Here is a 12,944-nt window from a genome sequence, read left to right as displayed (position 1 = left end):
GCCAGAGGTGCCCCCGGCTTTTCACTCACCTTGATGACGCTTTTTTAATACTTTTAATACCTCATCAAGCGGCAATTGCTGTTCACGTAATAACACAAGCAGATGATACAGGAGATCGGCTGTTTCCCACTTCAATTCTTCTTGATCCCGGTTTTTCGCTGCAATGATGACCTCTGACGCTTCTTCCCCTACCTTTTTTAGGATTTTATCGACCCCTTTTTCAAATAGATAGGTTGTATAAGCGCCTTCTGGCATTTCTGTCTGACGTTTTGCAATCACCTGTTCAAGTTCATTTAAAATCGCAAAACGATCCTGCTCTTCCGTTTGAAGCTTCACGCCTTCTTCCGAAAAGCAGCTATAGCTGCCAGTATGGCAGGCTGGTCCACTTGGTGTGACAAGAACAAGCAGAGCATCTTTGTCACAGTCATATCGAATGGATGTGACTCGCTGAGTATGTCCAGATGTGGCGCCTTTGTGCCAAAGCTCGTTTCTCGACCGGCTGTAAAACCATGTTTCCCCTGTCTCCAGTGTTTTTTCATAGGATTCTTGATTCATATACGCCAATGTCAATACTTCCTTACTTTGAGCATCCTGTACAATTGCAGGTATCAGGCCTGCCTCATTAAAGGATAATTCGTTTGCCTGTTTCATCTGACCTTCACCCCGTGTTCTCTCAAGTATGTTTTTACTTCTTGAATTGAAGTCTCTTTATAATGGAAAATGGAGGCTGCTAATGCTGCATCAGCTTCTCCTTTTGTAAATGCCTCCAGCATATGCTGGGCATTGCCAGCGCCTCCCGAGGCAATGACAGGCACGGTGACGGCTTCTGACACAAGCTTTGTTAATCGATGATCAAAGCCTGTTTTCTCACCGTCGGCATCCATACTTGTCAGTAAAATCTCTCCTGCTCCCCTCAGCACGGCTTCTTTTGCCCAATCGCTGACCTCTATATCCGTTTGACGGCGCCCTCCGTGTGTGTAGACCATGTACTCTTTTTTCTCTTCATCGTACTTTGCATCTATTGCGACGACGATGCACTGGGAACCAAAGAAATCGGCGCCTTCTGAAATCAGTTCTGGTCTTAAAACTGCCGCTGTGTTCACAGATACTTTGTCTGCACCCGCTCTTAATATGCGCTTCATGTCATCAAGGTGGTTAATCCCGCCGCCTACCGTAAAAGGGATGGCAAGAGTGGACGCCACTTGCTTGACCACATCCACCATCGTTTTCCGGCCTTCATGAGAGGCAGAAATATCAAGAAAGACGAGTTCATCCGCCCCTTCCTCATCATACATCTGCGCTAATTCTACCGGATCACCAGCATCCTTTAAGCCGAGGAATTGCACCCCTTTGACCACACGCCCTTCCTTCACATCGAGACATGGAATGATTCGTTTTGTCATCATACGCGGTCAAGCCCTTCAATTGCTTCAGCTAAAGTAAACCGCTTCGTGTAAAGGGCCTTTCCAATGATCGCACCAGAAACACCTGACTGTTTTTGTGCTGACAGCTTTTGAAGATCAGCTAGCGCGCTTACACCACCTGAAGCAATGACTTGTTTGCCGGTAGCTTCCGCTAAGCGAACTGTACTTTCCACATTGGGGCCAGACAGCATGCCATCCATTTGAATATCCGTGAAAATAAAGACCTCCGCGCCTTCCTTTGCCAATTCTTTGCCGAGTTCCTCCGCCTTCACTTTCGACGTTTCAAGCCACCCCTCAGTCGATACAAAGCCATTTCGCGCATCGATCCCAATCGCTATTTTCTCCCCATATTGCGCAAGCATTTTTTTCACAAAGGCGGGATTAGAAACAGCGGAGCTGCCAAGGATGACTCTAGCTACACCATTGTTTATATAAAAGGCAACGTCTTCTTCAGTCCGAATGCCGCCGCCAATTTGTACATTCACATCTAAGGATGAAGCAATCGCCAGTACATGCTCATGATTGACGCGATTCCCTGCTTTCGCACCATCTAGGTCAACGAGATGAATCCACTTTGCTCCTTCATTTGCAAACCGCGCAGCCATATCAAGCGGCGAATCTCCATAAATGGTTTCTTGATCATAATCTCCTTGCACAAGCCGTACACATTTGCCATCTCTCATATCAATCGCTGGATACAATGTAAATTCACTCATTTGTTCACCCTCTGTTCGTTTGCTAATTGAATAAATTGTTTGAGCAGCGCCATTCCCGTTGTACTGCTTTTTTCAGGGTGAAACTGTGCGCCAAGCACATTCCCCTTGCCGACAACTGCTGGTACTTGAACGCCATAATCCGCACTTGCTAATTGCTCTTTTGGATTCATATCACTTACATAATAAGAGTGAACAAAGTACGCAAATCCTTCCGGTACACCATCAAACAATGGGGAGGGCTGATGAAATGTGAGCTCATTCCACCCCATATGAGGCACCTTCAGCCTTTGCCCATCCTGGTCGCGATCCTTTAAAAGAACGACACGCCCTTTTAACAGCCCCAAACCTTTCGTACGTCCTGCCTCTTCACTTTCTTCAAATAACAGCTGCATCCCGAGACAAATACCAAATAGCAGCTTTCCTTCCTGCACAACTTGGTGGATAAACTCTTCAAGTCCTGTCTGTTTTAACAGCTGCATCGCATCACGAAACGAACCGACCCCAGGCAAAATATAAGCATCTGCCTTTTTGAGCTCCTCCACATCAGAGGAGACGATATAACTGGCACCTGCTCGTTCCAGTGCTTTTGATACGCTGAACAAATTTCCCATTCCGTAATCAATGACTCCGATCATTAGAGCATCCCCTTTGTCGAAGGAATCCCTTTCACACGTGGATCAATGGTTGTTGCCTCATCTAGGGCACGTGCCATCGCTTTAAAAATGGCTTCAATTATATGGTGCGTATTGGTTCCGTAGTGAACAATCACATGAAGATTTATACGAGCTTCTAGCGCAAACTTCCAAAGAAACTCATGCACGAGCTCTGTATCAAAGGTACCGACCTTTTGACTTGGAAAGGCCGCTCTCATTTCCAAATGAGGGCGATTGCTTAAGTCGACCACGACCTGGGCAAGCGTTTCATCCATCGGAACAAAGCTGGAGCCATACCGCTTAATTCCCTTTTTATCACCTAACGCTTCCTTAAACATTTGCCCAAGCACGATGCCGATATCTTCTGTTGTGTGGTGATCATCAACATCCGTATCTCCTTTCGCATCGACGGTCAAATTAAAGTGTCCATGCTTCGTAAATAAATCAAGCATGTGTGTCATAAAAGGGACATCTGTTTGAATATCTGCTTTTCCTTCCCCATCAATCTCTAACGCTAACGAAATATTCGTTTCATTTGTTTGTCTCGCTGTTTCCGCCTGTCTCATGACGATTCCTCCCGCTTTCTCGATTCAATCGACCTTGCATGCGCTTCGAGCCCTTCTAATCTGGCAAAAGCCGCAATGCTATCCCTGTGTGTCTCAAAGGCTTCTTGACTATATGAAATAATGCTCGTTTTCTTTTGAAAATCAGTCACACCAAGCGGGCTGGAGAATCTAGCTGTTCCGTTGGTTGGCAGCACGTGATTTGGTCCTGCAAAATAATCTCCCACCGGCTCAGGGCTATAACGCCCTAAAAAAATCGCCCCTGCATGCTTGATTTGACCAAGAAGTGATTCTGGATATGCTGTCAGCACTTCTAAATGCTCTGGCGCTAACTGGTTGACGACGTCTACTGCACGATCCATGGAATCTGTCACGTATATACGGCCATGATTTTGTATGGATTGTGCGGCGATTGATTTTCTTGGCAAGGTGTCCAGCTGCGCTTGCACCTCAGCCTGCACGTTTTCAGCAAGTGTCTTAGACGGTGTCACCAAAACACTAGATGCCAGCGCATCATGTTCTGCCTGCGAAAGTAAATCAGCCGCTACCTCATGTGCCGATGCCGTATCGTCTGCTAGAACCGCAATTTCACTTGGACCGGCAATCATATCAATGTCTACTAGGCCAAATACTTCCCGCTTTGCCAGGGCTACATATATGTTGCCTGGACCTGTGATTTTATCAACAGACTGGATGCTTTCTGTTCCATAGGCAAGTGCCGCAATCGCCTGCGCACCGCCCATTTTATACATCTCAGAAATACCGAGCTCCTTTGCAGCAACGAGTACAGCATCTGAAAGATGCCCATCTTTCCCTGGGGGTGTCACAAGGACAATTCGCTCAACACCAGCGACAAGCGCCGGAATCACATTCATTAAAACAGATGATGGATAAGCAGCTGTTCCGCCGGGGACATACACACCGACTGCATCGAGCGGTGTCACCTTTTGTCCGAGCATCGAGCCATCCTGCTGGTGATAAAACCAAGAGGATGTCAGCTGACGCTCATGGTATGTGCGAATATGACGGATAGCCGTTTGGATCACCTGAATCATGGCTGGGTCCATGCGTTCGGAGGCTTTTGTCATTTCCTCCTCTGTGACAAGCGGATCTTCAAGCAGCACTCCATCAAATTGCTTTGTAAAAGATTGTACCGCTTGATCACCATTTAACCTCACTTCTTGTATAATGCGCTGAACAGCCAGGCGCTGCTCTTCCGTGCCTGTATCTAAAGTCCGCTTGAGTGAGAGTGTCTCTGTCTCACCTTCTTGTATATAGGTGATGTTCATGATGTTTCCTCCCCTTCAATGATTCTTGCAAGGCGCTGCGCCATTTCATCGATCACCGCATCCTTCATCCGATAGCTCACAGGATTGACAATAAACCGTGACGTAATATCACAAATATGCTCCGTTTCAACAAGTCCATTTTCCTTGAGTGTTTGACCTGTAGAGACAATGTCAACAATACGATCGGCGAGTCCGATGAGCGGTGCTAATTCAATTGAACCATTCAGCTTAATGATCTCCACCTGCTCCCCTTGTTCTCTAAAATAGGAAGATGCGACATTTGGGTACTTTGTTGCCACACGCGGCGCGACACCGCCCCAGCTGGCTCCCGGTAATCCGGCAACCGCTAAATGGCATTTGCTGATGTTTAAATCGAGCACTTCGTACACATCACGAGCTTCTTCGAGCATAACATCCTTCCCTGCAATGCCAACATCTGCTACACCGTGCTCTACATAAGTCGTCACATCCATTGGCTTCGCTAAAATAAAGCGGAGGTTTTCTTCCGGTACATCAATGATTAACTTTCTTGAATCCTCGAATTCCTCTGGCAGCTGATATCCCGCCTGTCTTAACAACCCAGCTGCTTCTTCAAATATCCGGCCCTTTGGCATCGCCATCGTCAACACTTTACCCATTTGACTCTCCCTTTCTAGCGCCGATAAAATAAGTCACCTGCTCAAATGCCTTGGTCATCGCGTCAATATTTTCAATCCCTGCTAAGTCTTGCAGGACGATCTTTTTCCCTTTTGACCGCTCCTTTTCTGCAAAAGCAAAAGCCTCCAGCCGTTGTTCTTTACTAAAAATCACTGCCTCCTGCGGCTCATTGATTTCTTTTGCATCAAGCGCTTCAAGCAGACGGTCTAATCGAAGTCCGAATCCTGTAGCTGGTGCAGGTGCATCAAAATGAGCCAGCAATTGGTCATATCTGCCGCCACTTCCGATGACTGACCCAACATGATCTGCAAATACTTCAAACAAAATGCCCGTGTAGTAGCTCATATGACTCACCATGCTTAAATCTAAACGGATATATTCTGTACAGCCGTAATCTTCAAGTGTTTCCCAAAGCGATTTTAACTGTGTGAGCACCTCTTTTCCCTCTTGTGAAACGACGATTTCCTTTGCCCGCTCTGTGACTTCCTGGCCGCCTCTTAACTCTAAAAGCTGTAACAGCCTCGTTTTATCGATGGAGGAGAGTGGCAATTGCTTCACATGCTGGCGGTATCCTACATAATTCTTTTCATATAAGAATCGGCGGAGGACGTTTGCACGCTCTGTATTTCCCAATACATCTACAAATAACGTCTCTGCTAAAGCGACATGCCCGATCGCGATTTTGAAGGACTTTAGCCCGGCATTTTTTAATGCAAATACGACAAGCGCGATCACTTCAGCATCTGCACTAATCGACCCATCACCAATCAACTCAATTCCGACCTGCTCAAATTCTGATGGCCTTCCGCCTTCTCTTTCCTGCGCCCGGAACACATTGGCCGCATACCCAACGCGAAGCGGATACGCCTGTTCATGAAGCTTTGAAGCCGCCACTCTCGCAATAGGTCCCGTCATATCAGGTCTGAGTACAAGGGTTTGCCCGTTCTGATCTAAAAGCTTAAAGAGCTGTGTATCTGTAATCGCCGATTGAACACCGACTGTATCGTAAAATTCAAGCGTTGGTGTCTCCATCAAACGATAACCCCAGCCATTCATGACCTCTGTTAATGAATGTCTCACTTTTTTCTTCGTCTCATACAACCCTGGTAATGAATCCCGCATACCATATGGTTTCTCAAACATAAACATGCTCTTCTGCACCTCCAACACATTAAAACAAAAAATTCCGAATCCTTTAGTTCGCTAATATGATAATATGCTAACAAAATAAAGTAATTAAATCAATCATTTTTATTTTCTCTCTATTTTCATGAAAAATTTGTGGAATTATTACATTCAAGTGACACCTGTCCCTTTTCTGCATGTTTGATAAAAGAACGTGATATAATACTTAAAAATATTGAATAACACAGGAGATTACAGTGAAGTTCATCCAGACATTAATCTTAACTTTGTTGTGCGCATGCCTTGTTTATTTCGGCTTTATATACGTGACACAAATCGACCAAGTCAAGAAGGCAGCTTCACCACACGAAGCAGCCAAAGAAAAAGAAAACGATACGGCACTCGCAGCTGAAGAAACACGATCAACGAAAAAAACAGACAACACATATTCTTCTTTAAAAGGAAGCAAAAAAGCCATGGATGTCATCCTCTACAATCAAATGGATGCCCCAAAGCTTTATAATGGATGCGAAGTCACAAGCTTAGCGATGCTTCTTCATTACAGCGGCTATGAGCAAGTGACAAAAGACGCATTGGCAAATGAAATCAAACGTGTTCCGCTGAATTATGAAAATGGCTTAAAAGGAGACCCGCATGACGGGTTTGTAGGCGATATGGAGAATGGACCAGGTCTTGGTGTTTACCATGAACCTATTTATCAGCTTGCGAAAAAATATGCGGGCGCTCAAGTCGTCGATTTAAGTGGAAAACCTGTCAAAAAGGCCATCTATCAATCACTTGAAAAAGGGTATCCTGTTTGGGTGATTACCACATCCACCTTCGACAAAATAGATAACATCGAAACATGGAATACACCAAATGGCAAAATAGATGTGAGCTTTAATATGCATAGCGTGGTCATCACGGGCTATGACAAGGAACATGTCTACCTAAATAACCCATACGGTGAAAAGAATCAAAAAGTCGATCGCAATCAGTTTGAGGATTCTTGGGAACAGATGGGCCGGCAGGCGATTATCATTAAAGCGTAGAACACCTTTCTCATTGAAAACATGAAAAAACATCCTCTAGCCGTATAGAGGATGTTTTTTTCATGATGATCTTTCTAGTATTTCCTTCAGGCGGTCTTCAAGCTTTGCAGCTGTCATTACTCCTCCGCCTACAATGAAGTATTCAACCTTTTTTTAGTAAAAATGAGAGATAATTCTTGATCGTTAGACTTCTCACTCATCGTTTTTAGAGGCAGTGAAACGACTTATTCTGCTTCAGATACAACGGTAAAACGTTCTCCAACATGGGCAGCCTGCTCAATTTCATCGACAAGGGCAATGGCGTAGTCGGCATAGCTCACATAGCTGTCACCTTTAGAATTGACAATCAGCTGGTCTTTCCCTTTCACATAAGAACCTGTGCGTTTGCCTTCTGGGTCAAAGAATGCAGCAGGGCTGAGGAAAGTCCATTTTAATCCTTCGGTCTGTTGAAGATCTTTTAGGTTTTCACCTTGCTGTGAAGCAGTCGCCACATACTCCTTTGGAAATTCTGGTGTATCAACAAGTCTTGTTGTTTGAGCCTCATCAACAAATAGACTGCCTGCTCCGCCCACAACGATTAAACGCGTATCGGGTACCTCTTTCAAAATATCAATAAGCTTTTTCCCAGCCTCTACGTGAAGGTGCTCTTGTCCAGCAGGTGCACCAAATGCATTGACGATGACATCAAAGCCTTTGATGTCTTCTGCTTGTAAATGAAACACATCCTTCTCGATAACAGCTACGGATGAATCTGTCACCTTTTGTGCATCTCGAACGATGGCTGTCACTTCATGTCCTCTAGATTGAGCCTCTTTTACAATTTCCTGTCCTGCTTTACCTGTAGCGCCAATAATACCAATCTTCATATGAATTCCTCCTGTAAAATGATTTTATTTAATAAATAAAGGTGTAACAATTATAGTTACAACAGAGGTAAAAAAAATTGAATAATCATCCAATTTTTTTGATTAACAAATGCGTTAGTTCACTTAATTTGATCTCAGCAAGCACTTGCTCCATCGCACTTTGAGCGCGGCACAAGATTAACTCAAGCACAGCCTGAATATTTGCACCGATCGGACAGTCAGGATTTGGGCTTTCATGGATTTGAAACAACTCTCCCTCATCCACGACTTCAACCGCTTTATACACATCAAGCAGCGTGATGTCGTCTTCACTGCGGTTCAACTGAGAACCACCTTTGCCAAGACTCGTTGAGATTAGGCCTGCTTTTTTTAATTTACTCATAATGCGGCGGATGACCACTGGGTTTGTATTCACACTTCCCGCGATATCCTCCGATGTCTGTAATGATCCTTTTTCAAGTGATAGCAAGGCCAGAATATGGACAGCGACAGTGAATCTGCTGCTGATTTTCATGTTTTCTCACCTCTGTTGTAATCATTATAGTTACACCATAACATATTGTCAACAAAAAAGTCTGCCGAGCTACTCAGCAGACGTAGATTGACGTGCTTTCATTTCTTCTTTCGTATAAATCATGCGCATTGGATTTCCTCCAACAAATGAGCCCGCTGGAACATCCTTATGAACAAGTGTACCAGCCGATACGATCGCCCCATCCCCAATGGTTACACCAGGTAAAATGGTTGAATTGGCTCCAATTAAGACTTCATCACCAATATAGACTTCCCCAAGTCTGTATTCTTTAATCAAATACTCATGGGACAAGATGGTCGTGTTATAGCCAATCACACTATTTCGACCGACCGTGATTTTCTCAGGAAACATGAGATCCACCATGACCATTAAGGCAAACGCCGTATCCTCGCCGACCTTCATACGAAGAAAGGTTCGGTATATCCAATTTTTCATTCCCATAAAAGGCGTGTACCGTGCTATTTGAATGAAAATAAAGTTTTTCACCACTTTGAAAAAGGGAACCGTCCGATAGACTTGTCGTAACGAATTGACCCCTTTTACAGGATAACGATCTGTTTTTCTCAACTCAATCAGCTCCAACAATCGCCAGGAGATCACTCATTTTCTTCAGCATGAAATCAGGGCGATGCTTTAAAAGGGCCTCTTCTCCCTTAATCGACCAAGCAACACCTGCTGTTTTTGTTCCTGCCGCTTGACCAGACAAAATGTCGTGATAATTATCACCGACCATCACCGCTTCATGCGGATCACTGCCAAGCTTGGATAATGCCAGCTGGACAGGTTCTGGATGCGGCTTCTCATTTTGGACATCATCGAGCGTCACAATCACCTCAAAGAATGGCTCTAAACCTGTCAGCTTCAAACCCATTAAAACCGTATCACGTATTTTTGTTGTGACTATCCCAAGTTTAAATCCTCGATCCTGCAGGACTTTCAATGTATCTAAAACAGTCTCATATTCAGTCACAAGCAGATCATGCTGTTGATGATTAAACGTTCGATACATCTGAATCATATCATCCGTTAGCTCAGGGTCCATCGCAGAGAATGTATCAAACAATGATGGACCAATGAAATGAAGGATCTCTTCACGGCTGTACTGACCAGGATAATAATGATCAAGCGTATGTTGAAATGAAGCAATAATTAATTCATTCGTATTGATTAATGTGCCATCTAAATCAAATAGCACGGTGTTAATAGTTGATTCGTTCATATGGCTTCCTTTCTAACAGCTGCAAGCTCCCGCTTCCGCCAAATATAGCTAATGGCAGCTGTTAATAAAATAGCAGATATCAGACGGATGACAAGAAGCGGCCACACAGGAATCCCAAGTGGAATAAATATCAGCGTATCTTCGACCACTGCATGGCAGGCAACAAGGAAAATGAAAGCAAGGGTTAAATCCTTTTTACTCACGCCGTCCTCTTCCACTGCCTTCATCATCACGCCGGCTCCGTATGCCAGACCTATGGTTAATCCAGCTACCATTGTCATCGACGTATTTTCTTTCATTCCAAGCATTCTCGTAAATGGAGACAGCCACTTAGACAGCGTATGGAGCCATCCTAAATCTCTCATGAATTGAATGATGATCATGAGAGGGATGACGATACAGGCGAGCTGGACCACACCGAGTACGGCTTTTTGTAAAGCGAGAAGGACAATCATGTACCAGCTGGAAGGCTCATCAGCCGGCTGAGCTGCCGTCAGCAGTCCATATTGTGCTGGCTCCTGGCCTCCCTGCCAAACGAGATGAATGACAATAGCCGAAATAACAGCAAGGCTGATTCTGACCAGCAAAATGATAGACACTCTGAGTCCAACCTTTGCTGCCACTGTCGATTCGATGATCAGGTTATGGCAAAAGGACAGCATCACGGCCAAAATGAACACTTCCTTCACAGGAAGATCTAGTGTCAGAATGGCGGCTATGCCCGCATACAAGTTCAGCACATTTCCTAATACAAGCGGAATGGCCGCTTCTCCTGAAAGACCAAACAACCCCATAAATGGCCGTATGAATTGTATGATCCAATTCATAACAGGCGTATGCTGCAAGATACTGACGAGAATGGTAACCGGAAAGATGACTTTTCCAAGTGTCCAAGTTGTCGATAGCCCTGCCTTTAAGCCGCTTTTCCATGTCTCTCCCATCTCTTCTGATCCCCCCTGCTTAATTCGATGAGTTGTTCTCTTTATAAGGAATCGATGCGTATCCTTTCATTCTTCTAAAGATCATCAGCAGAACAGCCACTGCAAAAATGGCAATCGAAATCATTTGAGCGATTCGTAGATGTTCTGTCAGCATCAAGCTGTCCGTTCTCATCCCTTCAATGAAGAAACGACCGATTGAATACCAGATTAAATAAGACAAGAAGATTTCGCCTCTGCGCAGCGATGTTCTGCGTAATAAAATCAAGATCACAACACCGGCAAGATTCCATAATGATTCGTATAAGAACGTTGGGTGATAATAGGCCCCATCAATATACATTTGATTAATGATAAACTCTGGCAGATGCAAATTCTCTAAAAAGGCTCTTGAAACCGCCTCACCATGCGCTTCCTGATTAATAAAGTTCCCCCAGCGACCAATCGCCTGCCCTAGTAAAATACTAGGTGCTGCTACATCGGCTATTTTCCAAAAGGATACCTTTTTCACTTTTGTAAAGACGATCGCTGTCAGCACAGCACCTATCAGCCCGCCGTGAATAGCAATTCCGCCATTCCAAATCTTAATGATTTCATTTGGATGCTGCTGATAGTAATCCCATTCGAAGGATACATAATAAATTCGTGCACAAATAATGGCTATTGGAATCGCAAATAAGATTAAGTCAATAAACGTATCTTTATTGATTCCTCTCTTCTCACATTCTCTCAGTGCGAGCCAGAGTCCCAGCAAGGCTCCGACCCCAATGATCACACCATACCAATGAACCGAAATAGGTCCGAGCTGAAAAGCAATCGGATCAATTGGCTGAATCGCTTCGTTCATATAGACAACTCCTATTCATCCTGGCCATTGTCTTCAATGACATCGGCAAGTTTACTTGTAAATTGTTCCGCCGCATTATGTCCCATGCGTTTTAACCTGAAGTTCATCGCAGCCACCTCAATGATGACCGCTAAGTTTCGTCCTGGCCGGACAGGGATGGTCAGCTTCGGTACATCTGTATCGATGATTCGCATCTTCTCTTCTTCAAGTCCTAAACGATCGTACTGTTTGCCTTGTTCCCAAAGCTCAAGGTTCATCACAATCGTAATTCTCTTATAGCTTCTGACAGCACCGGCTCCAAATAAGGTCATCACATTAATGATGCCTAGTCCACGGATTTCTAAAAGATGTTCAATCAGCTCTGGTGCGCTTCCAACTAACGTATCCTGATCCTCTTGACGGATTTCCACGCAATCATCTGCGACCAGCCTGTGTCCTCTCTTCACTAATTCTAAGGCTGTTTCACTTTTTCCTACTCCGCTTTTTCCAATTAACAATACACCTACACCATATACATCTACGAGCACGCCATGAATGGCGGTCGTTGGTGCAAGCTTACTTTCTAAAAAGTTGGTCAACCGACTCGAAAGTCTTGTCGTTTTTAGGCTTGATCGTAACACAGGGACGCCATTTTCATTTGAAGCTTCAATTAATTCCTTCGGCACTTCACGATCTCGTGACAAAATAATTGCAGGGGTAATATCTGTACAAAGAGACATCATTCTCTGCTTTCGTTCGCGTTCTGGGAGTTGTTCAAAAAAAGAAAGCTCTGTTTTCCCTAAAAGTTGAACTCTTTCTTTTGGGTAATATGTAAAATAACCAGCCATTTCAATACCTGGTCTGGAAAGATCACTGATTGTAATGGGACGATTAATCCCTTCTTCCCCACTTACCAGTTCAAGATGAAATTGTTCCATTATGTCCTTCGTACGAACTTTCGGCACGTTTCTTCCTCCTTTTATCACAGGCGATTCAGAAATACAGCTCTATTTTATCACTTTCAATGATGATCCCAAAACAGTATTTTATCCTGATCCTGTTTCATCTGTTTCACTGGTAT

Annotated in this window: 16 protein-coding genes; 1 reads left to right on the top strand and 15 read right to left on the bottom strand. The window is 44.3% G+C overall.

What is annotated here, in order from left to right:
* Positions 1 to 21 precede the first annotated feature (21 nt).
* From hisIE to C6347_RS02920, 8 genes are read right to left on the bottom strand one after another with little or no spacing between them, the layout of a single operon-like run.
* Positions 22 to 651 (bottom strand): bifunctional phosphoribosyl-AMP cyclohydrolase/phosphoribosyl-ATP diphosphatase HisIE, encoded by a 630-nt coding sequence (gene hisIE, locus C6347_RS02955; RefSeq protein ID WP_034660080.1) that lies wholly within the window; start codon positions 649 to 651, stop codon positions 22 to 24.
* A complete protein-coding gene (hisF, locus tag C6347_RS02950; protein WP_060597354.1) occupies positions 648 to 1,406 on the bottom strand; it encodes an imidazole glycerol phosphate synthase subunit HisF in 759 nt (252 codons plus the stop codon). The genes hisIE and hisF overlap by 4 nt, the downstream gene beginning before the upstream one ends.
* On the bottom strand, positions 1,403 to 2,140 hold the full coding sequence (gene hisA / locus C6347_RS02945; protein WP_060597355.1) for a 1-(5-phosphoribosyl)-5-[(5-phosphoribosylamino)methylideneamino]imidazole-4-carboxamide isomerase: 738 nt from the start codon (positions 2,138 to 2,140) through the stop codon (positions 1,403 to 1,405). Before hisA ends, hisF begins: the two co-directional genes overlap by 4 nt.
* Positions 2,137 to 2,775, bottom strand: coding sequence for an imidazole glycerol phosphate synthase subunit HisH (hisH, locus tag C6347_RS02940; protein WP_034660083.1), 639 nt, complete (start codon positions 2,773 to 2,775; stop codon positions 2,137 to 2,139). Before hisH ends, hisA begins: the two co-directional genes overlap by 4 nt.
* Complete coding sequence (hisB, locus tag C6347_RS02935; RefSeq protein ID WP_106036493.1) at positions 2,775 to 3,359, bottom strand: imidazoleglycerol-phosphate dehydratase HisB; 585 nt, start codon at positions 3,357 to 3,359, stop codon at positions 2,775 to 2,777. The genes hisH and hisB overlap by 1 nt, the downstream gene beginning before the upstream one ends.
* Positions 3,356 to 4,645, bottom strand: coding sequence for a histidinol dehydrogenase (gene hisD / locus C6347_RS02930; protein ID WP_060597356.1), 1,290 nt, complete (start codon positions 4,643 to 4,645; stop codon positions 3,356 to 3,358). Before hisD ends, hisB begins: the two co-directional genes overlap by 4 nt.
* Positions 4,642 to 5,283, bottom strand: coding sequence for an ATP phosphoribosyltransferase (gene hisG / locus C6347_RS02925; protein ID WP_003213329.1), 642 nt, complete (start codon positions 5,281 to 5,283; stop codon positions 4,642 to 4,644). The genes hisD and hisG overlap by 4 nt, the downstream gene beginning before the upstream one ends.
* Complete coding sequence (locus C6347_RS02920; protein WP_034660086.1) at positions 5,276 to 6,451, bottom strand: ATP phosphoribosyltransferase regulatory subunit; 1,176 nt, start codon at positions 6,449 to 6,451, stop codon at positions 5,276 to 5,278. Before C6347_RS02920 ends, hisG begins: the two co-directional genes overlap by 8 nt.
* Before the next feature lie 233 nt (positions 6,452 to 6,684).
* On the opposite strand from C6347_RS02920, the gene C6347_RS02915 reads away from it, so the two are divergent.
* On the top strand, positions 6,685 to 7,479 hold the full coding sequence (locus C6347_RS02915) for a C39 family peptidase (RefSeq protein WP_060597358.1): 795 nt from the start codon (positions 6,685 to 6,687) through the stop codon (positions 7,477 to 7,479).
* A 224-nt stretch (positions 7,480 to 7,703) separates the two neighbouring features.
* On the opposite strand, the gene C6347_RS02910 is transcribed toward C6347_RS02915, so the two are convergent.
* From C6347_RS02910 to hprK, 7 genes are all read right to left on the bottom strand, one after another.
* Entirely contained in the window at positions 7,704 to 8,345 is a 642-nt protein-coding gene (locus C6347_RS02910; RefSeq protein ID WP_066031704.1) for an NAD(P)-dependent oxidoreductase, read from the bottom strand.
* Positions 8,346 to 8,430: 85 nt separating this feature from the next.
* The gene (locus C6347_RS02905; RefSeq protein WP_060597360.1) at positions 8,431 to 8,859 is read right to left on the bottom strand and encodes an Rrf2 family transcriptional regulator; all 429 of its coding nucleotides are present in this window, start codon (positions 8,857 to 8,859) and stop codon (positions 8,431 to 8,433) included.
* A 69-nt stretch (positions 8,860 to 8,928) separates the two neighbouring features.
* Complete coding sequence (locus C6347_RS02900; protein ID WP_060597361.1) at positions 8,929 to 9,447, bottom strand: acyltransferase; 519 nt, start codon at positions 9,445 to 9,447, stop codon at positions 8,929 to 8,931.
* 1 nt (position 9,448) lies between these two features.
* On the bottom strand, positions 9,449 to 10,099 hold the full coding sequence (ppaX, locus tag C6347_RS02895) for a pyrophosphatase PpaX (protein ID WP_066031702.1): 651 nt from the start codon (positions 10,097 to 10,099) through the stop codon (positions 9,449 to 9,451).
* Positions 10,096 to 11,040 (bottom strand): nucleoside recognition domain-containing protein, encoded by a 945-nt coding sequence (locus C6347_RS02890; protein ID WP_106071374.1) that lies wholly within the window; start codon positions 11,038 to 11,040, stop codon positions 10,096 to 10,098. The genes ppaX and C6347_RS02890 overlap by 4 nt, the downstream gene beginning before the upstream one ends.
* A 19-nt stretch (positions 11,041 to 11,059) precedes the next feature.
* Positions 11,060 to 11,884 (bottom strand): prolipoprotein diacylglyceryl transferase, encoded by an 825-nt coding sequence (gene lgt, locus C6347_RS02885; protein ID WP_106071373.1) that lies wholly within the window; start codon positions 11,882 to 11,884, stop codon positions 11,060 to 11,062.
* A gap of 11 nt (positions 11,885 to 11,895) precedes the next feature.
* Entirely contained in the window at positions 11,896 to 12,828 is a 933-nt protein-coding gene (gene hprK / locus C6347_RS02880; RefSeq protein WP_003212943.1) for an HPr(Ser) kinase/phosphatase, read from the bottom strand.
* Positions 12,829 to 12,944 lie beyond the last annotated feature (116 nt).

The organism is Bacillus sp. NMTD17, assembly GCF_002998735.1.
Taxonomy (GTDB): domain Bacteria; phylum Bacillota; class Bacilli; order Bacillales; family Bacillaceae; genus Bacillus.
Note: the sequence above shows the minus strand (reverse complement) of the source record. Positions and strands in the feature narration are given on the sequence as shown.

What these genes read in the sequence shown, in the direction of transcription:
- hisIE (WP_034660080.1), bottom strand. Translation starts at nt 651, where the DNA reads ATGAAACAGGCAAACGAATTATCCTTTAATGAGGCAGGCCTGATACCT.
- hisF (WP_060597354.1), bottom strand. Translation starts at nt 1,406, where the DNA reads ATGATGACAAAACGAATCATTCCATGTCTCGATGTGAAGGAAGGGCGT.
- hisA (WP_060597355.1), bottom strand. Translation starts at nt 2,140, where the DNA reads ATGAGTGAATTTACATTGTATCCAGCGATTGATATGAGAGATGGCAAA.
- hisH (WP_034660083.1), bottom strand. Translation starts at nt 2,775, where the DNA reads ATGATCGGAGTCATTGATTACGGAATGGGAAATTTGTTCAGCGTATCA.
- hisB (WP_106036493.1), bottom strand. Translation starts at nt 3,359, where the DNA reads ATGAGACAGGCGGAAACAGCGAGACAAACAAATGAAACGAATATTTCG.
- hisD (WP_060597356.1), bottom strand. Translation starts at nt 4,645, where the DNA reads ATGAACATCACCTATATACAAGAAGGTGAGACAGAGACACTCTCACTC.
- hisG (WP_003213329.1), bottom strand. Translation starts at nt 5,283, where the DNA reads ATGGGTAAAGTGTTGACGATGGCGATGCCAAAGGGCCGGATATTTGAA.
- C6347_RS02920 (WP_034660086.1), bottom strand. Translation starts at nt 6,451, where the DNA reads ATGTTTATGTTTGAGAAACCATATGGTATGCGGGATTCATTACCAGGG.
- C6347_RS02910 (WP_066031704.1), bottom strand. Translation starts at nt 8,345, where the DNA reads ATGAAGATTGGTATTATTGGCGCTACAGGTAAAGCAGGACAGGAAATT.
- C6347_RS02905 (WP_060597360.1), bottom strand. Translation starts at nt 8,859, where the DNA reads ATGAAAATCAGCAGCAGATTCACTGTCGCTGTCCATATTCTGGCCTTG.
- ppaX (WP_066031702.1), bottom strand. Translation starts at nt 10,099, where the DNA reads ATGAACGAATCAACTATTAACACCGTGCTATTTGATTTAGATGGCACA.
- C6347_RS02890 (WP_106071374.1), bottom strand. Translation starts at nt 11,040, where the DNA reads ATGGGAGAGACATGGAAAAGCGGCTTAAAGGCAGGGCTATCGACAACT.
- lgt (WP_106071373.1), bottom strand. Translation starts at nt 11,884, where the DNA reads ATGAACGAAGCGATTCAGCCAATTGATCCGATTGCTTTTCAGCTCGGA.